Raw genomic sequence first — 21,782 nt, 5'->3', positions numbered from 1 at the left:
CAAGACTAGACACCTAGCCTAGCTTGACGGTTCAAAAGTACGCCCGAGCGCTCGGCAGGGGTACTACCACGTGGGGGTGCCCGGCGCGGGTGCCTTGCCCTGCCGGTCGCGGGGCCGTTGCTGCAGATACTGCTGCTCGCTGGCGCGCAGGGCATCGAGTAGCTGCTGGGCTTGGGCAGGCGTCAGGCTCATAGCCTTGAGGCGCTCGCGCTGGGTTTGCAGTTGCAGGTCGGCATCGGTGGCGCTGGCGCTGCCCGGGCGCTGGCCCCGGCCGGTGGGGGCGGCGGCCCCGGTGGCTGCCGCGCTAGCGTCGAGGCCGCGCTGCCGGCCGGGCTGCGTGCCGCTGGCTACGGGGCGCTCCTCGCCGCTGCCGGGCCGGAAGCCACCCTGGGCGCCCGTGCCGGCATTGGGCGTGGCCCGCTGGTTGTCGGGCTGGCCATCGGCACTGGGCGTTGGGCTGGCTGGCGAAGCATCGGGCCGGGGTGGGGCATCGGGGGTGGGCGCTTCGCCGGCGCGGTCGGTGCCGGCGCGCGTGCCGGGGCTAGGCTCGCGGCCTTGGTCGGGCTGTTGGGTCGAGTCGCGCGGCGTTTTGGAGCGGGGTGGGGTCGGTGCCGACGCCTGGCTTGGGGTGGGCGGTGGCAGCGGCGCCGCCCGCTGCCCCGCCAGATACTGGCTAAGTAGCTCGTAGTTATAGCGCGCCGTGGCATTCCGGGGGTTAAGAACGAGCGCCTGCCGCAGCAAACCCACCGCCTGCGCTGCCTGGCCCTGCCGGGCCAGCAGCACCGCCAGCTGCTGCCGGGCCGTGCTGCCAATGGCGGCGGGCACGGCCGGGGCCAGCAGCCGGCCGTAGCTGGCGCGGGCTGCGGCTAACTGGCCCGCCTGCACCTGCGCCTGGGCCAAATTTAGGAGCAGCGTAGGGGCCGGGCCACTGCGCCCGGCCAGCGTCACGGCCTGCTGGTAGAAGTACACTGCCTCGGCCGAGCGCCCGCGCCGGGCCGCCGCCTGCCCCTGCACCTGGGCCTCGTTGTGCTCGCGCACGCGCAAAAGCCAGTGCCACCCCGGTGCCCCGGCCCCTAGGAGCAGTAGAATGAGAAGCCCGATTTTCATTGGTCAGGGCGCAGCACGCGCACCGTTAAAAGGCTGTCGAGCAATAGTAAAGCCAGCGCTAAGCCCAGCGGGTAGCGGTAGCGGTTATCGGCCACGGCCACCAGGCGGCGCGTTTGGCTGCTGCTGGCGGGCGGAATGGTGTGCAGGCTGGCCAGCAGCGTGGGGAGGCCATTTTCGCGGTCGTTGAGGGCCACGTACTGCCCGCCGGTCTGGGCCGCTACTTGCAGCAGCGGGGCCTCCCGCAGCCGGCTGATGACGGGGCGGCCCTGGGCGTCGCGCAGGCCCACTTTGCCCCCCGGCGCGGGCACCGGCGCCCCGACGGCCGTGCCCACCCCCACGGCGTAGACGCGGGCTCCGGTGCGGCCCAGCGTGCGCAGCACGGGCTCCAGATTCTCGCCAAAGTCTTCGCCATCGCTGATGACGACGGCCGCCGTGGCCCGCGGCGGCGCGCCACTAGCCGCCGGCGTGCCATCGGCGGAACCTAGGCGGGTCAGTAGCAGGTCGAGCGGGGCGCGCAGCGTAGTGGGGCCGGGCGGTAGCAGCCGGGTGCTAAGCGTGGTCAGAAATAGTTGCAGCGCGGTTTGGTCATACGTCAGGGGGCACTGCACGCTGGCTTCCGGCCCAAAGACAATCAGGCCCAGCCGGTCGGCGGGGAAGGCAGTGGCCAGTTCGACTAGGGCGGCCTGCGTGCGCAGCAGCCGGGTGGGCGCCACGTCGGCTGCGTCCATCGAGTGCGACACATCAACCAGCAGCCAGAGGTCGAGCCCGTTGGTGCGCACGGCTTGCTGGCGCATCCCTAGGGCCGGCCCCAGCCACGCCAGCAGCAGCAGCGCCCCCGCCGTGAGCCGCAGGGGCAGCTTCCAGCCCAGGCGGCCGGCTCCTTGGCCCAGCTGCCGCCCGAGGCGCACCGTGCGCTGCCACTGCAAGGCCAAAAGCAGCACCAGTAGCCCCAGGCCCAACGCCGCCGAAGCAAAATCAGGATAAGCCCAGGTGAGCATAAGGGCAGGCAGTGGGAAGGTGAGAAAGGCGCCGAGGTACCCGCCGAGGTCGGCGATTACGAAGCAAAGCTAGGGCTGGCCGTGCGCAGCAGCCCTCATTTGCGGTCCGATTGGCGGCCTAAAGGCTGCTGCTATAAAAACCTAACCCGCGCTTAACCAACCATAAGCGCATGGTAAGTGGAAAATAGCTAGCAGAAAGTTCTTAATTTTAAGGAAAAATTGATAAGCTGTCCTATCTTTGCACCCGCTAAGGTTAACCGGACCCTAGCAAGCCACTTGTACGGAGAAGTGGGTGAGTGGCTGAAACCAGTAGTTTGCTAAACTGCCGTAGCTCTAAAGGTTACCGGGGGTTCGAATCCCCCCTTCTCCGCATATTGAATTATGAATTGAAAATTATAAGTTTTGAATTGCCTAACCGCAGTTTCTAATTCATAATTTTTAATTCATAATTAAAAAAACACCTCGGGGTGTAGCGTAGCCCGGTATCGCGCCTGGTTTGGGACCAGGAGGTCGTAGGTTCGAATCCTGCCACCCCGACATTTTTAATGGATTTGACCCCATAGCTCAGCTGGATAGAGCAGCTACCTTCTAAGTAGCCGGTCATTGGTTCGAATCCAATTGGGGCCACCACGTGACCCAAGCAAAAAAAGCCTTTCTGCAAGCAGAGAGGCTTTTTTTGTTGCTATTGATTCGCAGAGCCAGCCGGGTATTGCGGCTGCCCGGCTTTGCATTGGCATTGCAGAAGGGCAAAACTGTGCTGTAGCTAAGACTTTGCTGACGACGGGTGAAAAAATTATTGTCACGTTGCCGCGGTCGCTAAAGCTAGGGGAAGGGGTGGGTAAAGCGCTGAAGCTGTGGCGCCGATGGCAGCCGACGGGCCCACCAGTGGCAGCCAGCAGGCGGCGGCTGGCGTCGCGCTAGGGGCTGCTGGCACGAAGAATTAAACGCGACGGGTCATCGAACCAACAGCACTAGCAGTCGGGTGGTTATGCCAAGCCGATGGTTACTACTTTTCTTCCCCCGTGCCCTAGGGCAGACTGAACCTTCTACCCTGGCGCGGGGTCGTTTCCGACTGCCAGTTGCGCGGGCGAGCTGCGTGGCCGCCTGCTGCTTGCACAGCATAGCCGGTTTGCCAGCTAGTTTTTGCTAAAACGGCAGCGCTTTTTTTAGCAATTTTGGGGTGGCGCCGGGTGGTATATATTTAGACGCGAATAGCTTATTCCGTCATCTAATCCCACCCCAAAAGAATGAATGTTTTCCTGAGTAGCCTCGTGGCGCTGGCCAGCCTTGGTCAGCCCGTGCTCACCGCCGCGCCACTGGCCAAGGCCAAACCCCAATCCTTGTTTGATGGCAAAACCACCAAAGGCTGGCATACTTACCTCCAGCCCACGGCCGGGTCGGCCTGGGAAGTAGTCGACGGCGCGCTGCAATTCAACCCGCAGGCCTCTGGTAAGGGCGACCTCGTGACGGATGGCGAGTATGAAAACTTCGAGCTGCAGCTGGAGTGGAAAATCTCGCCGGGCGGCAACAGCGGCATCATCTTCGGCGTGCACGAAGACCCGGCTTTCAAGGCCACCTACGACACTGGTATCGAGATGCAGGTGCTCGACAATAAAGGCGCCGAAGACAACAAGAAAGCCAACCACCTAGCCGGCTCGCTCTACGACATGCAGGCCCCGGCCAAGGACGTGGCCAAGCCCGCCGGCGAGTGGAACCTGGTGAAGCTGCGCAAGCAAAACGGCCACCTCACGTTCTACCTCAACAACGCCAAAATAGTGGACGTGCAGATGGGCAGCCCCGAGTGGAAAGCGCTGCTGGAAAACAGCAAGTTCAAGACCTGGAAAAATTTCGCCGCCTACCCCAAGGGCCACATCGCGCTGCAAGACCACGGCCACCAGGTAGCCTTCCGGGCCATCACCATCGAGCAGCTCTAAGCCCCGCCCTAGGTATGGATACTTTTCAGATTAAGAAGTCGGCAACGGTCTACGATGCCATCGTGGTGGGCTCGGGGGCCGGGGGCGGCATGGCGGGCTACGTGCTGGCCCACGCCGGCCTGAAGGTGCTGATGCTGGAAGCCGGCCCGTTTTTCGACCCTAGGACGGATGCGCAGCAGCTGAAATTCTCGTATGAGTCGCCGCGGCGGGGCGCCTCGACTACCCGCCCCTTCGGCGACTTCGACGCCGCCTACGGGGGCTGGGAACTGGAGGGCGAGCCCTACACCACTAAGGACAAAACCGAGTTTAACTGGTTTCGGGCCCGCATGCTGGGCGGCCGCACCAACCACTGGGGCCGCATCTCGCTGCGCATGGGGCCCAATGATTTTAAGAGCCACCACCTCGATGGCCTGACCGACGACTGGCCCATCACCTACGACGAGGTCAAGCCCTTCTACGACAAGGTAGACCGCCTCATTGGGGTGTACGGCACGGTGGAAGGCCTGGAAAACGAGCCCGATGGTATTTTCCTGACCCCGCCCAAGCCCCGGCTCAACGAGCTGTTTATCAAGCAGGGGGCAAGCAAAGCCGGCGTGAAGGTGATACCCGGCCGCGGCTCGGTGCTGACCGAGGCTCTGCCGGGCAACAAGGACCGGGGCGTCTGCTTTTTCTGCGGGCAGTGCGGCCGGAGCTGTAAAATTTACGGCGACTTCTCGGCGTCGTCGTGCCTCGTGATTCCGGCCCTCAAAACGGGTAACCTGAAAGTCATTCCCAACGCCATGGTGCGCGAGGTGCTGACCGGGGCCAACGGCCTGGCCACCGGCGTATCGTACGTAGACAAGACCGACTTGCAGGAATACGAGGTGAAGGCCAAAATCGTGATTCTGGGGGCCAGCGCCGGCGAGTCGGCGCGGCTGCTACTCAACTCTAAGTCAGTGAGTCACCCCAACGGCCTGGCTAACAACAGCGGGGTGGTGGGCAAGTACCTGCACGACTCGACGGGGGCCAGCCTGAGCGGCTTCCTGCCCCAGCTCATGGACCGCAAGCGCTACAACGAGGACGGCGTGGGCAGCGTGCACATCTACAGCCCCTGGTGGTTGGATAATAAGAAGTTGGACTTCCCACGCGGCTACCACATCGAGTACGGCGGCGGCATGCACATGCCGGCCTACGGCTTCGGCAAAGGCATTCAGAACCTCAACGGCCTGGTGCCTGGTCGCGACGGCAAGCCTCGGGAAGCCGGCGGCTTCGGCGCCGCGCTGAAGGACGATTACCGGCGCTTCTACGGCACGCAGGTGGGCATGGCGGGCCGGGGCACTGCTATCGCGCGCGAAGACAACTACTGCGAAATCGACCCCGACGTGGTGGACAAATACGGCATTCCGGTGCTGCGCTTTCACTACAAATGGACCGGCGATGAAATCAAGCAGGCCAAGCACATGCAGGAAACCTTCCAGGCCATTATGCACGGCATGGGCGGCATCATCACCTCCAAAATACCCGGTGCCGACACCAACTATGGCCTCGAGGCACCGGGCAAAATTATTCACGAGGTGGGCACGGTGCGCATGGGCGACGACCCCAAGAAATCGGCCCTCAACAAGTGGTGCCAGGCCCACGACTGCCGCAATTTGTTCGTGGTCGATGCCTCGCCCTTCGTGCAGCAAGGTGACAAAAACGCCACCTGGACCATCCTGGCGCTCTCGATGCGCACCAGCGAGTACATCCTGGACCAACGCAAGCGCCTCATCCTGTCCTAAATTCAGTCGGTATCATGAAAAGACGTGATTCGTTAAAAGCCATCGGCTTAGCTACCCTCAGCACCGGGCTGCTGCTTGATGGCTGCCGCCCCGACGCGGCCCAGGCCCCGGCCGCCGCCGAAGTCATGCCCGCCAAAGCAGCTGATGAAGCGGGTCGGCAGCCCCACGAAATAGCGCGCGACAAGAAGCTGCACGCCGCCACCTTCTTCACCCCGCACGAGATGGCCACGATAACCACCTTGGTGGACATCATCATCCCCAAGGATGAGCATTCGGGCAGCGCGTCTGAGGCCAAGGTACCCGAGTTTATCGAGTTCATGGCCAAGGACATGCCTGAGCACCAGTTGCCCCTGCGCGGCGGCCTACGCTGGCTCGATTTGCAGAGCGCCACGCGCTACGGGCAGCCGTTTGTGGCGTGCACCAGCCCGCAGCAGCTGGAGCTGGTTACCAAAATCGCCTATCCGAAAAAGGCGACGCCCGATATGCGGGCCGGCGTGGCATTCTTCAACCGGATGCGTGACCTCACGGCCAGCGGCTTTTTTAGCAGCAAAATGGGCATGGCCGATATCGGCTACGTCGGCAACTCGCCCAACCGCTGGGCCGGCGTGCCGGCCGATGTGCTGAAGCAGTACGGCATGGAGCAGGCCTAGGGGCAATTCGCGGCGGCCCAATCAGCTAGTTAGCTCCCGCTGCGCAAGTAGGAGGCAATGGGCGGCGGCCCTGAAAAAGCCCTGCTTTCGAGCGGCCAACTTGCGCCCTAGGTAGCGTTAAAAAAGCCCTTGCCATCGCTGGCAAGGGCTTTTTTAATACCGGAAAATACTGAGGAAAAGAGGGCCATAAAATAGGCAAAATGGAATGCAACTGGTACCTTTGGATGTTCTCTGTCTGACCGTATTTCCGGTCGGCTTAACCCCCTCTCTCGCATGAGTGAAGTAGTAGAAAAGAAAGCCCCCGCCGACTACTCGGCCGATAGCATTCAGGTGCTGGAAGGGCTGGAGGCGGTGCGTAAGCGCCCCAGCATGTACATCGGCGACACGGGTGTCAAGGGCCTGCACCACTTGGTGTGGGAAGTAGTCGATAACTCCATTGATGAAGCCCTGGCCGGGCACTGCGACCTGATTCAGGTCACGATTAACGAAAATAATTCGGTTACCGTCCGCGACAACGGCCGGGGTATTCCCGTCGATTGGCACGCCAAGGAAGGCCGCTCGGCCCTCGAAGTGGTGCTGACCGTGCTGCACGCCGGCGGCAAGTTTGACAAGGACTCGTACAAAGTATCGGGTGGTCTGCATGGCGTGGGTGTGAGCTGCGTAAACGCGCTCAGCACCGAGCTGAAAGTAACCGTGCGCCGCAAGGGCCACGTCTACGAGCAGGAGTACACCATCGGCCACCCGCTGTACCCGGTGAAAGAAATTGGTGATACCGACGAGCACGGCACGGAGGTGCAGTTCTTACCCGACCCCAGCATCTTCTCGGAAACTGAGTACCGCTACGCCACCATCGCGGGCCGTCTGCGCGACTTGTCGTTCCTGAACAAAGGCATCCGCATTACCCTCACCGACCGCCGCGAGAAGCCCGTGGGCGACGCGGCCGTGGGCCACGTCGATGCCGAAGGCTATCGCTACGAGGAGTTTTACTCGGAAGGCGGCCTACGCGACTTCGTGCAGTACCTCGATGGCACCGAGCGGCCGTCGCTGCTCTCGGAGCCCATTTACGTGGAAAGCGAGAAGGGTGGCACGCCTGTGGAAGTGGCGATGCAGTACAATACCTCGTACCAGGAAAACGTCTATTCCTACGTCAACAACATCAACACCATCGAGGGTGGCACGCACGTGGGCGGCTTCCGCTCGGCCGTGACGCGGGTGCTGAAGGCGTATGGCGATAAGCGGCAGCTGTTTGAGAAAGCCAAGGTAGAAATCACCGGCGACGACTTCCGCGAGGGCCTCACGGCCGTTATCTCGGTGAAGGTGCAGGAGCCGCAGTTTGAGGGCCAGACCAAAACCAAGCTGGGCAACTCGGAAGTGAGCGGCGCGGTGAACACCGCGGTGGGCGAAATCTTGTCGCAGTACCTGGAGGAAAACCCCGGCCAGGCCAACCGCATCATGGACAAGGTAATCCTGGCCGCCAAGGCCCGCATTGCCGCCCGCAAGGCCAAGGACATGGTGCAGCGCAAAAACGTGCTGGGCTCCAACTCCTTGCCCGGCAAGCTCGCCGACTGCTCCGACTCGAACCCCGAGGTGTGCGAACTGTACCTCGTCGAAGGTGACTCGGCCGGTGGCACCGCCAAAATGGGCCGCAACCGGGCGTTCCAGGCCATCTTGCCGCTGCGCGGTAAAATCCTGAACGTGGAGAAAGCCCAGGAGCACAAAATCCTGGAGAACGAGGAAATCAAGAACATGATTACCGCCCTCGGGGTCACGTTTAACGAGCGCAAGTCGCTGGCCTTCGGCACCGATGATGACGGCAACGAAACTGGCCCGCTGAACTTCGACAAGCTGCGCTACCACAAGGTCATCATCATGACCGACGCTGATATCGACGGCTCGCACATTCGCACGCTGATTCTCACGTTCTTCTTCCGCTACATGCGCCAGCTGGTTGACCAGGGGCACATCTACATCGCTCTGCCGCCGCTCTACCTCGTGAAGCGCGGCAAAGAGGAGCGCTACTGCTGGACCGAAGCCGACCGCGCCGCCGCTACGGAGGAACTCGGCCGCGGCCGCCCCGAAACCGTGAACGTGCAGCGTTACAAGGGCCTGGGCGAGATGAACGCCGAGCAGCTTTGGACCACCACCATGCAGCCCGCCACCCGCTCGCTCAAGCAAGTATCAGTAGAGTCGGCCGCTGATGCCGACCACCTCTTCTCGATGTTGATGGGCGACGAAGTAGCGCCCCGCCGCGACTTCATCGAGCAGAACGCCAAGTACGCCAAGCTCGACGTGTAAGTACGGCCCCATAGGCCACTGAGTAGCTTGCGCCCGCCATCCCAATTTGAGGGTGGCGGGCGCTTTGCATTCTAGCCGCTTTACAACCCCCTTTCCCAAACTGCCCGCATGGCAAGTTCTTATACCGCCCCGCAAATACTATCTAGCACGCCGGCCGACATTGACGAGATTTTCCGGCTCTACCGGCTAGCAGCCGCGTACCAGGCCGCTACCTCCAGGGCTACCGTGGTATGGCCCGATTTTAAGCGGGAACTAGTAGCGCAGGAACTAGTCGAAGGTCGCCAGTGGAAACTCATGGTAGGCGATACCATTGCCTGCGTGTGGGCCATCACCTTCGACGACCCGCAGATTTGGGGCGCTCGCAATGCCGACCCTGCAGTGTACGTGCACCGCATTGCCACCAACCCCGATTTTCGGGGTCAGGGGTTCGTGGCTACCATTGTGCAGTGGGCCAAGGACTACGCCCGGCAGCACCAGAAAAAGTTTGTGCGCCTGGACACCATCGGCGAAAACCACGGGCTGATTGCTCATTACACCGCGTGCGGTTTTACCTACCTCGGGCTAAGCGCGCTCACCGACACGGTGGGTCTACCAGCCCATTATCACAACGCCACCGTGAGCCTGTTTGAGCTGCCCGTAGAAGGGTAGGGGGCAGCTGTTCACGTTGAGGTACCTAGGTAAGCGCTAGCCACTATTTCGCCCCGCCCCGCCAATTTATCGGGCCAAATCCTAGATATAGTAAGCAGGATGCGCAGCGTAATCTATTGATAATTAATTCTCAGGTAGAAATAAATCAAGAATCTGAGTAAACCCTGGAATCTTTTACCCTTCTCGCTGTTTGTATAGGCGTGAAAGAATAGTTTTTAAGGTGTTTTGGTTGGAAAGACCTGCTCCCATGGAGCAGGTCTTTTTTCATGCCCCTATTTTCGTGGTTTCACCCCACCCAAGCTGCCGTAGCGCGGCAGCGTTCTATGCACTACCTGCGGTTTTCGGCCAGCACGCTAGCCGGTATTCTTATGCTTTCCTCCTGCCAAACGCCTAGGTCAACTACCGATGCTGCTGCGCATGTACCCCCAGCCGGCCGCGCCCTGTGGCAGTCGGCGGCCTACAGCATTTACCCCGATAGCGTGGTGCAGGGGCCGTACCACGCCCGCGCCCAGTCGGCCACCGCGCTCACCTCAAATTACCAGAGCCCGGCCAATGCGTTTTTGAGCCCGCAGGTGGCGTTCAAGTTCAGCACTAATGGCAAGGACAACGAGCTGCCGATAGGTCAAGACAATCTGTTTTTAGCACTACCTAAGGAAGGTGGCGGCGCGCTCGAAACGCCGGTGCTCGTGTTTGGGCAACGCTACGTGGACCCCCGGCCCGCGCCGGCCGACGTGTACTTAGCGCCCAACACGCCGCTAAAAATCCGGCTGGATATGCGGCCGGTGCTCGACGCTTTTAAAAAGCAGGGCTACTATGTCACCTCCAAGGGCGACAAAATCTACAAGCAGGATTTCAAGCAGGTATTCGTGGCCGGTAATACCGCGCCGCTGAGCTGGGACTTCGACAACCTGGCCAACAAGCCCGAGCTGGAGCTGCACGACCCCGACGGCGACGGTATCTACGAAGTAACGCTGATGCTTAACCAGCCCGCGGCCGCCAAAACTACGGCCAGCAGTTGGCAAAAAAGCCTCGATACGGCTGATTTTCCGCAGTATAGCTCTGGTCATTTGCTGGAAGACGCGCTCTACAACCTGGCCTTGGAGGAGGCCCGCCGGGCCGTGGAGCCCGACGGCACCCTGCGCACCGGCAAAGAGTGGGGCGGCGTCTGGACGCGCGACGTGAGCTACTCCATTATCTTGGCGCAGGCCGCCTTGCAGCCCCAGGTGGCCATGACCAGCCTGCTGCGCAAGGTGACGCCCGAGGGCCGCATCGTGCAGGACACCGGTACCGGTGGCGCCTACCCGTGCTCGACCGACCGCGTGATTTGGGCAGTAGCCGCCTGGGAAATCTACCAGGTGACTGGTGATGAGGCGTGGCTACGCAAAGTGTACCCTATTGTCAAACAGTCGATTGCCGATGATAGGGCCAATGCCTACGACCCGGCCACCGGCCTGGTGCGCGGCGAGTCGTCGTTTCTCGATTGGCGCGAGCAAACTTACCCGCGCTGGATGCAGCCGGTGGACATTTACCAGAGTCAGAACCTAGGGACCAACGCCGTCCATTTCCAGGCCAACGTGGTGCTGGCCCAAATGGCCCGCCAACTGGGCGAAGCCGCCGTGGCTGCCGCGCATGAGCAAGCCGCCGTCGCCATCAAGGCCGGTATCAACCAGCACCTGTGGCAGGAAAGCGCCGGCTACTACGGCCAGTACCTCTACGGCCGCAATTTTCTCACACTTTCGCCCCGCGCCGAGGCACTGGGCGAGGCGCTGAGCGTGCTGTTCGGCGTGGCCGACGAGGCGCGGGCCAGAACCGTAGTGGCGCGCACGCCCACCACCGAATTTGGCATTCCGTGCATCTACCCGCAGATTCCCGGCATCCCGCCCTACCACAATAACGCCGTGTGGCCCTTCGTGCAGAGCTACTGGGCGCTGGCCGCCGCCAAGGTCGGTAACGAGGCCGCGCTCGCCGAGAGCATGGCCGCCATTTATCGCCCCGCCGCGCTGTTTCTGACCAACAAGGAAAACTTCGTGGCCCAAAACGGCGACTACGCCGGCACCCAAATTAACTCCAGCAACATGCTCTGGAGCCTGTCGGGTAGCCTGAGCTTGGTCTATAAAGTCCTGTTCGGCATGCACTACGAAACCGACCGGCTGGTTTTCCGCCCCTTCGTGCCGCAAGCGTTTCAGGGCAACCGCCGGCTGACTAATTTTAAATATCGCCAGGCGGTGCTGGATATCGATTTGCAGGGTTTTGGCAATGTCATTCAGGCCATCACCCTAGATGGCCAGCCGCTGGCCGATGCGGCTGTACCCGCCACGCTCACCGGCCGCCACGCATTGCGCATTGTGCTCAGTAGCCAGGCACCGGCCGCGGCGGCCACCAATAAAATAGCTAATCTATTTTCACCCGAAACCCCGGTGGTGACGCTGGCCGATGACCGCCTCCGCTGGGCTGCGCAACCCGATGTGCAGCAATATAAAGTGCTGCGAAATGGCCGTTTACTCGCCACAACTGCCGCCACCGAATATGCGGTGGCGGCCGGTCCCTACGCCGAGTACCAGGTGATTGCCGTGGCCGGGAGCAGGCTGGCGTCGTTTGCCAGCGAGCCGCTGCCAGTGGGCGAGCTAGGCTCCGTCCACCAGGTGCAGCTCGAAACGGTGGCTGTCAAAGCTACCCAGCCCTACCAGGGCTACTCAGGCCAGGGCTTTGTCGAAATCAGCACCACCCAGAACCGGACGCTCACTATTCCGGTTACGGTGCCAGAAGCAGGACTGTACGCCGTAGATTTTCGCTACGCCAACGGCAATGGGCCCATCAATACCGATAATAAGTGCGGCATCCGCACGCTGCGGTTAGGCGGCAAGTCCTTAGGTACCATTGTGCTGCCGCAGCGTGGGGTAGGGGAATGGTCGAACTGGGGCTTTACCAACGCCGTGCTGGTGCCGCTGCCCAAGGGGACAACCCAACTCACGCTGGCCTACGAGCCCGCCAACGCCAACATGAACGGCGCCGTGAACCAAGCCATGCTCGACTACCTGCGCGTGCAAAAAATAAAGTAAAACCGAGCCCTAGGCTTTAGCAGTAATTGCCCCCTATGAAGCAACTTGTCGAGAAGCACCCGCTGGCCATTCGGTGGTTTCACTGGCTAAACTTTCCGGTGCTGGCCCTCATGATTTGGAGCGGCCTCTGGATATACTGGGCCAACGATATTTACCGCCTCGGCTGGGGTAATACCACGCTGTTCAAATTCTTCCCGCAGTCGTTTTACCAGGCCTTTCACCTCGACCACAAGCTGGCGCAGGGCATGTCGTGGCACTTCCTGCTGATGTGGGTTTTCTTCCTCAACGGCTTGCTCTACGTAGGTTACACGCTTGTTTCGGGCGAGTGGCGCTACCTGCTGCCCGACCGCCATTCCTTCCGGGAAGCCGGGCAAGTGATTTTGCACGACCTAGGGCTGCGCAAAACCGCGCCGCCCGTGCGCAAGTACAATGGTGCGCAGCGCATCGCCTACACCGCCGTGATTCTCATGGGCCTAGGGTCGGTGCTCACCGGCCTGGCCATTTATAAGCCGGTGCAGTTTGGCTGGCTCACGCGGCTACTGGGCGGCTACGAGGCCGCGCGCATCGAGCACTTTGTGCTCACCATCGGCTACGTGCTGTTTTTTGTGGTGCACGTGGCCCAGGTGGTGCGCGCCGGCTGGAACAACTTCCGCTCGATGGTAGCCGGGTTTGAGGTCGCGGAGGTGCCAGCCCGTGAAGCTGAAATCAAGCAGAATTAATTTGATTTCCGCAGGGTTTCGCAGGGTCAGGCGCAGGGTTTGGCAGAGCAACCCAAACTCTGCGCCTGACCCTGCGAAACCCTGCGGGAAACACGCTCTACTAAGTTATGCAACCAGAAAATCCCATTCCTCCGCACCCCTCGCCTGATGGTGAAGACCTGACCTTGCCGCCCGGCTCGCCGTTGCAGCAGGAAGCGGCGCGGCGCACGCGGCGCTCATTTATTGTGGGTGGACTGGCTGCCTTGGGGGGTGTGCTGGGCTGGCGCTACCTGCTGCAGCGCCCCGATGCCGAGGGCACGCCGCTGCCCTTCCGGCGCGTGCTCGACGCCAACGGCCGCCTTTCGGCCGCCTACTTCCGCGAAACGCGGCTGGCTCGCGAGTTTCCTAGGAGCCAGGCCGCGAAGCAAGTCCGCACCAACGGTAGTGCTGGCTTGGATTCGGCTATCGACCTAGGGGCTTGGCGCATGGTGGTGCAGCCCTACGGTGGTGGCCAGGCCCAGGAATTTACCCTGGCCGACATCAAAGCGCTGCCCCGCGTGGAAATGAACACCGAGCTAAAGTGCATCGAGGGCTGGAGCATCGTGGTGAACTGGGCCGGCGTTCGCTTCGCCGATTTTCTGGCTAAATACCCGCTGGCCAGCCGCAGCGGCCAGCCCATCAAGGATATCGCTAACCCGCCCACCGACTTGGCGCCCTACGTCAGCGTCGTCACGCCCGACGAGGGGTACTACGTGGGCCTCGACATGCCCAGCGCCATTCATCCCCAAACATTGCTCTGCTACGAGATAAATGGCGAGCCGCTAAGTATCGCGCACGGCGCACCGCTTCGCATGGTCACGCCCCTCAAATACGGTATCAAGCACCTCAAGCGTATCGGCACCATCTCCTTCGCCGATGAGCGCCCCGCCGACTACTGGGCCGAACTAGGCTACGACTGGGATTCGGGACATTGAGTTCAATGAGCAATGAGCAGACCGAATTAACAGTCTGCTCATTGTTCATTATTAATTGCTCATTGAATTAAAACACTACCCGAATTTCGTAGTGCTCTTCTTTGGCACCCTCCGCATTTGGGACGCGCCAGGCGCCCACGCGGCTGGGGCCGTAGCCTAGGTTCACTTTTACCCACTCGTCGCGGGTGGGCAGCAGGTGCAGGATTTCGCCTTCGAGGCGGTGCAGGTCGTCCAGGGCATCCTGGTGCTGCTGCTGTAGCTCGTCGTGGTGCTGGTCGAAGGAGCCGGTGGGCGGACGCTGCTCAAATGCCGCGGCCGATTTTTCGACTTCGGCGTCGTGCAGCGGCTCGTTGCGCTCCGCGATGGTGAGCTTGCGCAAATCCTCCTTGGCCACTAGGTAGGCTTCTACTTTGTCAACGAGGGGTTGCAGGGAGGGGTCGAGATAGTCGAGATTGGAGGCCATTTTGGGTTGGCTTTTGGCTACTAGCCGTTGGCTGATAGCTTGATAAGGAGGATGAACAGAATGAAATCTGGCGCGAAGCTACTAGCCACCACCTAGGAGCCAGCAGCCGAATCCTTGTTGCGCTGGCAGCGCTCGCTGCAATATTTCACGGCTTCCCAGTTGTTGCGCCACTTCTTGCGGTACTCGAAAGGTAGCCCGCAGGTAACGCAGATTTTGGTGGGAAGCTGGCCTTTTTTGAGCGCAGTAGCCATATAGAAAAGAAGAAAAGGCAAAACGGCCGGACCTTTGCCGCCGGCCTAGCCCCGTTTACGTTTAAACGCTCCTTGCCGGCCATGCCGCCCACCTAGTTATTCCTATGCCCACCACTCCTCCCGACTTGCTCGGCCAGGCGCTGCTCGACTACCAGCACGGCCACCACGCCGCCGCGCTCACCGTGCAGTGCAGCGCCGCCGACGATGAGCAACTGCCCGCCGCCTACTTTTTTCGTACCCTGCTGGCCATGCCCGAGCTCGAGCGCCAGGCCCTCGACGAGTGCCGGGGCCGTGTGCTCGACCTAGGCGCTGGCGCCGGCTGCCATGCGCTGGAGCTGCAAAGCCGCGGCTTCACCGACGTAATGGCCCTCGACCAGTCGGCCGGCGCGGTGCAGGTGATGCAGGCGCGCGGTGTGCAGCAGCTCACCCAGCGGTCCGTTTTCGCCCCCCGCGCGGCCGAAGAATTGCCCTACGATACCATCCTGATGCTGATGAACGGCCTAGGGCTGGCCAGCACGCTCGAAGGCCTCGACAAATTCTTAGCCCACGCCCGCACGCTGCTCGCCCCCGACGGCCAGATTTTGGCTACTTCCTCCGACATCAGCTACCTCTATGAAGACGAGGACGGCGCGCTGGTTTTTGACCTCAACGGCCCGTACTACGGCGAGGTCGAGTACACTTTTGAGTACAAAGACCAGAAAGACAAACCTTTCCCGTGGCTATTTATTGATGCCACCCTGCTGGAAGATGCGGCCCGCCAGGCCGGCTACGAGGTTGATTTTCTGGATAACGACGAAAGCGGCCAATACTTGGTGCGCCTCACGCTGGCGGTTAGTGCTTAGTTGTTAATGCTTGGTGCTTAGGGTTTAGCATCTGATTGTCTTGCCTATGCTGGACATTAACTACCGAACATTGACAACTGAGTACCAAGCACTACTAACCAAGCACTAATAAATGCCCCATTCTCAGACCTACACCGTGCGCTGGGCCGAGCTCGACCCCAACGGCCACATGCGCCACTCGGCCTACGCCGATTTTGCCGCCGACCAGCGCGTGCACTGGCTGGCCAGCCACGGCTTCGACCTGCGCAAGTTTGGCGAGTTGCGCATCGGCCCCATCCTGTTTCGCGAAGAAACCAAGTACCTCAAGGAAATTCACGCCGGCGAGGAAATCCGGGTGGAAGGCCGCGTAGCCAGCGGCACGCCCGACGGCGCGCGCTGGACCATCGAGCACACCATCTACAAAGCCGATGGCCGCGTGGCTGCCACCGTTACCGTCGATGGCGCCTGGATTGACCTCGACCGCCGCAAGCTCACCGTGCCCCCGGCCGAGCTGGCGGCGCTAATGAGCGCGGAGTAAAGTAACGCGAACTTTCAGTCCGCGCTACTTCAGCACCTTCGCAATCCGATTCAGCTGCTGTTGATGGTGCAGCGTGTGGTCGAGAATCGACGTAACCGTTTGGCCCACCGTGAGCCAGCCGGCCCTAGGGTGCCGAAATACTGTGTGGTTCAGCTTGCTGCTCGGAAACTCGTTGAGCACCTGCTCTAGGCGGCGACGAATACTGCTCCATTCCTCGCGCAGCTTGGGAAGCGGGGGCACGTCCTCCGGCGCGGGTGGAGGCGGTAGCGTGGGCGGCACCTTAAACTTGAGGCCCGGCAGGCGCAGGGCCAGCCGTAACGCAGCGCTGCGCAACTGGCTCTTGAGCGTGCCCAGCCGCCAGGTATCGTGGCCGGTAGCCAAGGCTTTCTGCAAAGCATTGACGATTTTGAACTCGGCCGTGAGCACGTGGTGAATGACCTGGGCCGCTGCCCACTGCCCCGGCACGGGCGGCACGTAGGCGCGGGGCCCCAGCGCTTCGGCCGAGGCCAGCGCGTGTTCGGTAGCTAAGTCGAGTTGCTCGACTAGCAGGTGTAGGCGGTGGGTCATGGGAGGCAGCGGGTGGGAGAGGAGAAGGGTAGGGTAAGTTAGCGCAGCCAATAGCAAAAAGCACGCCTGACATACGTAAGCTGGCCGGGCAAGGCCCAGCATCCTGGAAAGCGAACGGCCAAGCCGGCCGCCGCAGTACCTTCGCCAGGTGCTTTTTAAGAATACGCTTTCCAACCTCACGCGCATCCGGCAGGTGGCCGAAGTGCTGCTGCGCTACGGCTTCGAGGACGTCGTAACCAACACGCCCCTGCGCCGGCTCGTCAGCCAAAAACGCCGCCTGCGCTGGCTCGAAGAAGACGAGCGCCCGGTGTTTGAAACCACGCGTTGGGAACGTATTCGGCTTATTATCGAAGAGTTGGGTCCCACGTTCATCAAGCTGGCCCAGGCGCTCAGCAACCGCGCCGACCTGTTGCCCGAGGCCCTCATCGACGAATTTGAGAAGCTGCAAAGCAACGTGCCGCCCTTCCCTGTGGAGGAAGCCCGCCAGCTCATCGAGCAGGAGCTAGGCCGCCCAATAGCCGACATATTCACCGAATTCGACGACGTGCCCATCGGCTCGGCCAGCATTGGGCAGGTGCACCGGGCGCGGCTGCTAAGCGGCGAAGAAGTGGTGGTGAAAGTGCAGCGCCCCGGCGTGCGCGACAAGGTAGAGGGCGACCTGCGCCTGCTGCACGAACTGGTGCGCCTCACCGGCGGCTTTTTGCGCAACCAAGGCCTCACCAACCCGCAGGACGTGGTCGATGCCTTCGAGCGCAGCATGGTCAAGGAGCTGGACTACACCTCCGAAGCCCGCTCGATGGAGCAGCTGCGCAAGCTCTACGAGAGCTACTCGACCTTCTACATTCCCAAGCCCTACCGCGAGCTGAGTACCGATAAAATCCTGGTAATCGAGTTCGTAAACGGCTGTAAGATAACCGACAAAGCCCAATTGCTGGCCTGGGGCCTCAGCCCCGAGCAGGTGGCCGAAACCGGCATGGACATCTACCTGACCCAGATTTTTGAATTTGGGTTTTTCCACGCCGACCCCCACCCTGGCAACGTGCTCGTGCGCCCCGACGGTACGCTGGTGCTCATCGACTTCGGCATGGTGGGCAAGCTCACCAAGCAGCAGAAATACGCCTTTGCGGGCGTCTTCATCGGCATGGCCCGGCAAGATGCCCGCAGCATGGCGCTCAACTTCCGCCGCCTCGCCCTCAGCAGCGACATCCCCGATATGCGCGCCTTTGAGGCTGACCTCAGCCTGCTCATCGAAGACTTCGCCGTGCTCGATGTCAAAGACATGAGCATGAGCGACCTAGCCGATTCGCTGCAAAGCATCATCTACCGCTACAAGCTGCAAGTGCCGGGCGCGGTTTTCCTCATTCTGCGGGCGCTGGTTATCCTCGAAGGCATCGGTAAAGTGCTGCATCCCAATTTCAATACCTTCGATTTTGTGCGCCCTTACGGTGCCAAAATCATCCGCGAGCAGTACTCGCCCGAAAATATCCTCAGCGAAGCCGAGTACACCGGCACCCAACTGCTGGCGCTCCTGCAAACCCTGCCCGTAGACCTGCGCCAAATCATGCGCAAAGTCAGCAAGGGCGACCTGCGGGTGAAGGTCGAGCTGAGCGGATACCTCAGCCTGCTGCGCAAAGCCGACCAGCTGGTTAGCCAGACTATTCTGGCGCTGCTGGCCCTAGGTAGCATTTTATTCTCGGGTTTGAGTCTGCTCGGCCACTACTCCTCTGAGATGCCGTATTATCGGGGCCTACCCGTTATTACCTGGTATAGCCTGGGTTTCAGCGCGTTTCTGATACTGCTGCTGACGGTGCCGCGCCGGCCCACGCGGGAATAACCAGCTTATTTAGTCACTTCAATCCACGGAATATCCGGCTCGTCCATCTTCGCATTGGCCGGCCTAGGTAGCGTTTTAAACTCGTCAAAGCAGACACTCCGACGGCCTTTGAATTTATTTTGCGGGTCTTGAATGATGACGATGTGAGGGAACGTGCCGTACTCTTTATCGTCACGCATCAGCCGGTGCTGCACGCCCATATTAGGCTTGTTCAGCACGTTGGCATACACGAGCTGCCCCTGGTGGGTGGGGCTTTCGGCGAAGTAAAGCACGGTGCCTTCGATGTGGCCGTTGCAGGGCTCGGAGCAGTTGGTAAGTAAACTAGTTGCTGCGAATAGGATGAGTGAAGCAAGAATTTTCATGGTCTAATGTGGTTGGTTTGCAAAAGAAAAGCGTCCTGAAGAAAACTCCAGGACGCCTTTAAAGTAATCAGGTGATTACTAAACCACCGAAAAATCAAACGTCTCCAAAAACTTGGTCGTGAAGTTGCCGGCTTTAAAATCCTCGCTGTCCATCAGCGCTAGGTGAAACGGGATGGTCGTTTTCACGCCTTCTACCACGAACTCGCTTAGGGCGCGCTTCATTTTTACGATGCACTCCTCGCGGGTTTGGGCCACGGTGATGAGCTTGGCAATCATGGAGTCATAGTTGGGCGGAATCTGGTAGCCGGCATACACGTGGGTGTCCACACGTACGCCGTGGCCGCCGGGGATGTGCAACGTGGTGATGCGGCCCGGCGCGGGCCGGAAGCCGTTGCGCGGGTCTTCAGCGTTGATGCGGCACTCCATGGCGTGCATCTTGGGGAAGTAGTTTTTGCCCGAAATCGGGATGCCGGCCGCTACCTTAATCTGCTCTTTGATAAGGTCGTAGTTCACGATTTCTTCCGTTACCGGGTGCTCGACCTGGATGCGGGTGTTCATTTCCATGAAGTAGAAATCGCGGTTGGCGTCGACCAGAAACTCGATGGTGCCCACGCCCTCGTAGCCGATGGCCGAAGCCCCGGCAATGGCCGCCGCGCCCATGCGCTCGCGCAGGTCGTCGGTCATGAAGGGGCTAGGAGCTTCCTCTACCAGCTTCTGGTGGCGGCGCTGGATGGAGCAGTCGCGCTCCGAAAGGTGGCACACGTGGCCAAATTGGTCGCCTACCAGCTGGATTTCGATATGGCGTGGCTCTACCACGTACTTCTCTAGGTACATCCCGTCGTTGCCAAACGCGGCCTTCGACTCGGTGCGCGCGTCGTCCCAGGCCTTCTGAAACTCGTCGTCGCCGTTGATGATGCGCATGCCGCGCCCGCCGCCGCCCGCCGTGGCTTTGATGATAACGGGGTACTTGATTTCATTGGCGATTTTCTTGCCCTGCTCCACTGAGTCGAGCAGGCCCACCGAGCCCGGCACCACCGGCACGCCGGCCGTAATCATGGTCGCCTTGGCCGTGGCCTTGTCGCCCATCTGGTTTATCATCTCGGGCGAGGCGCCGATAAACTTGATGCCGTTTTCGGCGCAAATGCGCGAGAATTCCGCATTCTCGCTCAAAAACCCGTAGCCGGGGTGAATGGCGTCGGCGTTGGTAATCTCGGCCGCCGCGATGAGCGACGGGATGTTGAGGTAGCTCTGGCTGCTGGCGGGCGGCCCGATGCACACCGCCTCGTCGGCGAAGCGCACGTGCAGGCTTTCCTTGTCGGCGGTCGAGTACACGGCCACCGTTTTGATGCCCATTTCGCGGCAGGTACGAATAACGCGCAGGGCAATTTCGCCCCGGTTGGCAATCAGGATTTTATTAAACATGGGTAGGAGGGAGCGGGCGAAAGCAATTACCCTAAAAATCTGTCATCCTGAGCTTGCGAAGGACCTCATCACGGCTGGCAGCGTCAGGATTACGCAATCCAACGACTTGTTCTAGCGTGATAAGGTCCTTCGCAAGCTCAGGATGACAGATTAGGAGAAAGAGGATAACGAAGGTAAAACCAACTATTCAATCAGGAACAGCGGCTGGTCGTATTCTACCGGCGTGGCATTTTCCACGAGCACCTTCACGATGCGGCCGCTCTGCTCAGCCTCAATCTCGTTGAAGAGTTTCATAGCCTCGATGATGCAGATAACCTGGCCTTTTTCCACCATATCGCCCACCTGCACAAACATCGGCGAATCGGGGCCGCTGCTACGGTAGAAGGTGCCAATCATCGGCGATTTGAGGGGCGTGTAGCTGGCCGCAGCCTCGGCGGCAACGGGAGCCGCAGCCGGGCCGGCGGCCGGCGCGGGGGCTGCCACGGGAGCGGGGGTTGCCGCTGGGGCCGGGGCGGGCGCAGCCGCACCCACGCTCACAATCTGCTTGGTATTGGGCTCGCGCTGCACCGAGATTTTAAACTCATCAGTTTCAATATTGACCTTATTGAGGCCCGACTTGGCGATAAAGTCGAGCAGTTCCTGGAGTTCTTTGGCTTTCATGGCAGCGTCTTTTTTGGGCGTTTTGGTAGAATCTTTCGACATGGGGGAGGAAGTAGCGGGGAGTCTGCGGGTCCGCGCGGGCGTAGGCTGAAACAGCAGCCGCTGAACACGCGGACTCGCAGAGTCCACGCTACTACTTACTTAACGCGCTCTACGTAAGAGTAGTCGCTGGTTTTGATGCGGATTTTGGTATCCGTGTCTACGAAGAGCGGTACCTGAATGCGAGCGCCGGTTTCGACGGTGGCGGCTTTGAGGGTATTAGTGGCGGTGTCGCCGCGCAGGCCAGGCTCGGTGTAAGTTACTACGAGGTCCACGGTGGTGGGTAGCTCGGCGGTAAGGGGCTGCTCGGTTTCGGCGTGCATAAGGATAGTCACGGCCTGGCCTTCTTTCATGAGGTCGGCAAAAGGCACCATCGTCTCGGGCAACACAATCTGCTCGAACGTGTCGTTATCCATAAACGTGAAGCCGTAGTCGTCTTTGAACAAGTACTGGTGCGGACGCTGCTCTACCCGGGCAGTTTCAATTTTCACGCCGGCGTTAAAAGTATTATCCAATACTCTGCCGGTCTTAATGTTACGCATCTTGGTGCGTACAAAAGCGGGGCCTTTGCCCGGCTTTACGTGCTGAAACTCGGTGATGACGTGCAGGTCGTTGTTGTACATCAACACGAGCCCGTTGCGGAAGTCGGCGGTGGTAGCCATTTGGAGTTAAGAGTTAAAAGTTACGAGTTAAGAGTTGAAG

Annotated in this window: 20 protein-coding genes and 3 tRNA genes; 14 read left to right on the top strand and 9 right to left on the bottom strand. The window is 60.7% G+C overall.

All coding sequences use genetic code 11. The features are described 5' to 3' along the window. Positions 1 to 63: 63 nt before the first annotated feature. Together ACFSDX_RS16655 and ACFSDX_RS16650 are read right to left on the bottom strand one after the other, a co-directional pair. Positions 64 to 1,107, bottom strand: a complete 1,044-nt coding sequence (locus ACFSDX_RS16655; protein ID WP_382315548.1) for a tetratricopeptide repeat protein — start codon at positions 1,105 to 1,107, stop codon at positions 64 to 66. Further along, on the bottom strand, positions 1,104 to 2,105 hold the full coding sequence (locus ACFSDX_RS16650) for a VWA domain-containing protein (protein ID WP_382315546.1): 1,002 nt from the start codon (positions 2,103 to 2,105) through the stop codon (positions 1,104 to 1,106). The genes ACFSDX_RS16655 and ACFSDX_RS16650 overlap by 4 nt, the downstream gene beginning before the upstream one ends. Before the next feature lie 282 nt (positions 2,106 to 2,387). On the opposite strand from ACFSDX_RS16650, the gene ACFSDX_RS16645 reads away from it, so the two are divergent. From ACFSDX_RS16645 to ACFSDX_RS16595, 11 genes are all read left to right on the top strand, one after another. Continuing rightward, a tRNA-Ser gene (locus tag ACFSDX_RS16645) sits at positions 2,388 to 2,475 on the top strand. A gap of 93 nt (positions 2,476 to 2,568) precedes the next feature. Further along, positions 2,569 to 2,642: transfer RNA gene (locus ACFSDX_RS16640), tRNA-Pro, on the top strand. A 16-nt stretch (positions 2,643 to 2,658) separates the two neighbouring features. Next, positions 2,659 to 2,735: transfer RNA gene (locus ACFSDX_RS16635), tRNA-Arg, on the top strand. 617 nt (positions 2,736 to 3,352) lie between these two features. Beyond that, positions 3,353 to 4,039: a 3-keto-disaccharide hydrolase gene (locus tag ACFSDX_RS16630; RefSeq protein WP_382315544.1), complete on the top strand. Its 687-nt coding sequence runs from the start codon at positions 3,353 to 3,355 to the stop codon at positions 4,037 to 4,039. A gap of 14 nt (positions 4,040 to 4,053) precedes the next feature. Further along, positions 4,054 to 5,799: a GMC oxidoreductase gene (locus tag ACFSDX_RS16625; protein ID WP_382315542.1), complete on the top strand. Its 1,746-nt coding sequence runs from the start codon at positions 4,054 to 4,056 to the stop codon at positions 5,797 to 5,799. 14 nt (positions 5,800 to 5,813) lie between these two features. After that, on the top strand, positions 5,814 to 6,449 hold the full coding sequence (locus ACFSDX_RS16620; protein WP_382315540.1) for a gluconate 2-dehydrogenase subunit 3 family protein: 636 nt from the start codon (positions 5,814 to 5,816) through the stop codon (positions 6,447 to 6,449). A 273-nt stretch (positions 6,450 to 6,722) separates the two neighbouring features. Continuing rightward, complete coding sequence (gyrB, locus tag ACFSDX_RS16615) at positions 6,723 to 8,744, top strand: DNA topoisomerase (ATP-hydrolyzing) subunit B (protein WP_382315538.1); 2,022 nt, start codon at positions 6,723 to 6,725, stop codon at positions 8,742 to 8,744. A gap of 108 nt (positions 8,745 to 8,852) precedes the next feature. Then, a complete protein-coding gene (locus ACFSDX_RS16610; protein ID WP_382315536.1) occupies positions 8,853 to 9,392 on the top strand; it encodes a GNAT family N-acetyltransferase in 540 nt (179 codons plus the stop codon). Between the two features lie 266 nt (positions 9,393 to 9,658). Then, the gene (locus tag ACFSDX_RS16605) at positions 9,659 to 12,451 is read left to right on the top strand and encodes an alpha-L-rhamnosidase-related protein (RefSeq protein ID WP_382315534.1); all 2,793 of its coding nucleotides are present in this window, start codon (positions 9,659 to 9,661) and stop codon (positions 12,449 to 12,451) included. A gap of 35 nt (positions 12,452 to 12,486) precedes the next feature. After that, entirely contained in the window at positions 12,487 to 13,170 is a 684-nt protein-coding gene (locus ACFSDX_RS16600; RefSeq protein ID WP_382315532.1) for a cytochrome b/b6 domain-containing protein, read from the top strand. Positions 13,171 to 13,277: 107 nt separating this feature from the next. Beyond that, positions 13,278 to 14,123: a molybdopterin-dependent oxidoreductase gene (locus ACFSDX_RS16595; protein ID WP_382315530.1), complete on the top strand. Its 846-nt coding sequence runs from the start codon at positions 13,278 to 13,280 to the stop codon at positions 14,121 to 14,123. A gap of 67 nt (positions 14,124 to 14,190) precedes the next feature. On the opposite strand, the gene ACFSDX_RS16590 is transcribed toward ACFSDX_RS16595, so the two are convergent. Continuing rightward, positions 14,191 to 14,586: a hypothetical protein gene (locus tag ACFSDX_RS16590; RefSeq protein ID WP_382315529.1), complete on the bottom strand. Its 396-nt coding sequence runs from the start codon at positions 14,584 to 14,586 to the stop codon at positions 14,191 to 14,193. A gap of 92 nt (positions 14,587 to 14,678) precedes the next feature. Next, positions 14,679 to 14,837 carry a DUF2256 domain-containing protein gene (locus ACFSDX_RS16585; protein WP_382315527.1) on the bottom strand — a complete coding sequence of 53 codons (159 nt, stop codon included), beginning with the start codon at positions 14,835 to 14,837 and terminating at the stop codon, positions 14,679 to 14,681. Positions 14,838 to 14,941: 104 nt separating this feature from the next. Between ACFSDX_RS16585 and ACFSDX_RS16580 the strand changes: the two genes are divergently transcribed. Together ACFSDX_RS16580 and ACFSDX_RS16575 are read left to right on the top strand one after the other, a co-directional pair. After that, on the top strand, positions 14,942 to 15,679 hold the full coding sequence (locus ACFSDX_RS16580; protein ID WP_382315526.1) for a class I SAM-dependent methyltransferase: 738 nt from the start codon (positions 14,942 to 14,944) through the stop codon (positions 15,677 to 15,679). Positions 15,680 to 15,791: 112 nt separating this feature from the next. Beyond that, entirely contained in the window at positions 15,792 to 16,196 is a 405-nt protein-coding gene (locus ACFSDX_RS16575; protein WP_382315524.1) for an acyl-CoA thioesterase, read from the top strand. A 24-nt stretch (positions 16,197 to 16,220) separates the two neighbouring features. On the opposite strand, the gene ACFSDX_RS16570 is transcribed toward ACFSDX_RS16575, so the two are convergent. After that, complete coding sequence (locus ACFSDX_RS16570; RefSeq protein ID WP_382315522.1) at positions 16,221 to 16,763, bottom strand: DinB family protein; 543 nt, start codon at positions 16,761 to 16,763, stop codon at positions 16,221 to 16,223. A 148-nt stretch (positions 16,764 to 16,911) separates the two neighbouring features. Here ACFSDX_RS16570 and ACFSDX_RS16565 point away from each other — a divergent pair, with 148 nt between their 5' ends. Further along, on the top strand, positions 16,912 to 18,597 hold the full coding sequence (locus ACFSDX_RS16565) for an ABC1 kinase family protein (protein ID WP_382315520.1): 1,686 nt from the start codon (positions 16,912 to 16,914) through the stop codon (positions 18,595 to 18,597). 5 nt (positions 18,598 to 18,602) lie between these two features. On the opposite strand, the gene ACFSDX_RS16560 is transcribed toward ACFSDX_RS16565, so the two are convergent. From ACFSDX_RS16560 to efp, 4 genes are all read right to left on the bottom strand, one after another. Further along, complete coding sequence (locus ACFSDX_RS16560) at positions 18,603 to 18,959, bottom strand: hypothetical protein (protein ID WP_382315518.1); 357 nt, start codon at positions 18,957 to 18,959, stop codon at positions 18,603 to 18,605. 78 nt (positions 18,960 to 19,037) lie between these two features. After that, positions 19,038 to 20,381 carry an acetyl-CoA carboxylase biotin carboxylase subunit gene (accC, locus tag ACFSDX_RS16555; protein WP_382315516.1) on the bottom strand — a complete coding sequence of 448 codons (1,344 nt, stop codon included), beginning with the start codon at positions 20,379 to 20,381 and terminating at the stop codon, positions 19,038 to 19,040. Positions 20,382 to 20,564: 183 nt separating this feature from the next. Continuing rightward, positions 20,565 to 21,041, bottom strand: a complete 477-nt coding sequence (gene accB, locus ACFSDX_RS16550) for an acetyl-CoA carboxylase biotin carboxyl carrier protein (RefSeq protein WP_382316167.1) — start codon at positions 21,039 to 21,041, stop codon at positions 20,565 to 20,567. Positions 21,042 to 21,178: 137 nt separating this feature from the next. After that, positions 21,179 to 21,742: an elongation factor P gene (gene efp / locus ACFSDX_RS16545; protein WP_382315514.1), complete on the bottom strand. Its 564-nt coding sequence runs from the start codon at positions 21,740 to 21,742 to the stop codon at positions 21,179 to 21,181. Between the last annotated feature and the right edge of the window lie 40 nt (positions 21,743 to 21,782).

Source organism: Hymenobacter bucti (genome assembly GCF_042681145.1).
Taxonomy (GTDB): domain Bacteria; phylum Bacteroidota; class Bacteroidia; order Cytophagales; family Hymenobacteraceae; genus Hymenobacter; species Hymenobacter bucti.
Note: the sequence above shows the minus strand (reverse complement) of the source record. Positions and strands in the feature narration are given on the sequence as shown.

Coding starts and splice junctions, on each gene's coding strand:
- ACFSDX_RS16655 (WP_382315548.1), bottom strand. CDS start 1,107: ATGAAAATCGGGCTTCTCATTCTACTGCTCCTAGGGGCCGGGGCACCG.
- ACFSDX_RS16650 (WP_382315546.1), bottom strand. CDS start 2,105: ATGCTCACCTGGGCTTATCCTGATTTTGCTTCGGCGGCGTTGGGCCTG.
- ACFSDX_RS16630 (WP_382315544.1), top strand. CDS start 3,353: ATGAATGTTTTCCTGAGTAGCCTCGTGGCGCTGGCCAGCCTTGGTCAG.
- ACFSDX_RS16625 (WP_382315542.1), top strand. CDS start 4,054: ATGGATACTTTTCAGATTAAGAAGTCGGCAACGGTCTACGATGCCATC.
- ACFSDX_RS16620 (WP_382315540.1), top strand. CDS start 5,814: ATGAAAAGACGTGATTCGTTAAAAGCCATCGGCTTAGCTACCCTCAGC.
- gyrB (WP_382315538.1), top strand. CDS start 6,723: ATGAGTGAAGTAGTAGAAAAGAAAGCCCCCGCCGACTACTCGGCCGAT.
- ACFSDX_RS16610 (WP_382315536.1), top strand. CDS start 8,853: ATGGCAAGTTCTTATACCGCCCCGCAAATACTATCTAGCACGCCGGCC.
- ACFSDX_RS16605 (WP_382315534.1), top strand. CDS start 9,659: ATGCCCCTATTTTCGTGGTTTCACCCCACCCAAGCTGCCGTAGCGCGG.
- ACFSDX_RS16600 (WP_382315532.1), top strand. CDS start 12,487: ATGAAGCAACTTGTCGAGAAGCACCCGCTGGCCATTCGGTGGTTTCAC.
- ACFSDX_RS16595 (WP_382315530.1), top strand. CDS start 13,278: ATGCAACCAGAAAATCCCATTCCTCCGCACCCCTCGCCTGATGGTGAA.
- ACFSDX_RS16590 (WP_382315529.1), bottom strand. CDS start 14,586: ATGGCCTCCAATCTCGACTATCTCGACCCCTCCCTGCAACCCCTCGTT.
- ACFSDX_RS16585 (WP_382315527.1), bottom strand. CDS start 14,837: ATGGCTACTGCGCTCAAAAAAGGCCAGCTTCCCACCAAAATCTGCGTT.
- ACFSDX_RS16580 (WP_382315526.1), top strand. CDS start 14,942: ATGCCCACCACTCCTCCCGACTTGCTCGGCCAGGCGCTGCTCGACTAC.
- ACFSDX_RS16575 (WP_382315524.1), top strand. CDS start 15,792: ATGCCCCATTCTCAGACCTACACCGTGCGCTGGGCCGAGCTCGACCCC.
- ACFSDX_RS16570 (WP_382315522.1), bottom strand. CDS start 16,763: ATGACCCACCGCCTACACCTGCTAGTCGAGCAACTCGACTTAGCTACC.
- ACFSDX_RS16560 (WP_382315518.1), bottom strand. CDS start 18,959: ATGAAAATTCTTGCTTCACTCATCCTATTCGCAGCAACTAGTTTACTT.
- accC (WP_382315516.1), bottom strand. CDS start 20,381: ATGTTTAATAAAATCCTGATTGCCAACCGGGGCGAAATTGCCCTGCGC.
- accB (WP_382316167.1), bottom strand. CDS start 21,041: ATGAAAGCCAAAGAACTCCAGGAACTGCTCGACTTTATCGCCAAGTCG.
- efp (WP_382315514.1), bottom strand. CDS start 21,742: ATGGCTACCACCGCCGACTTCCGCAACGGGCTCGTGTTGATGTACAAC.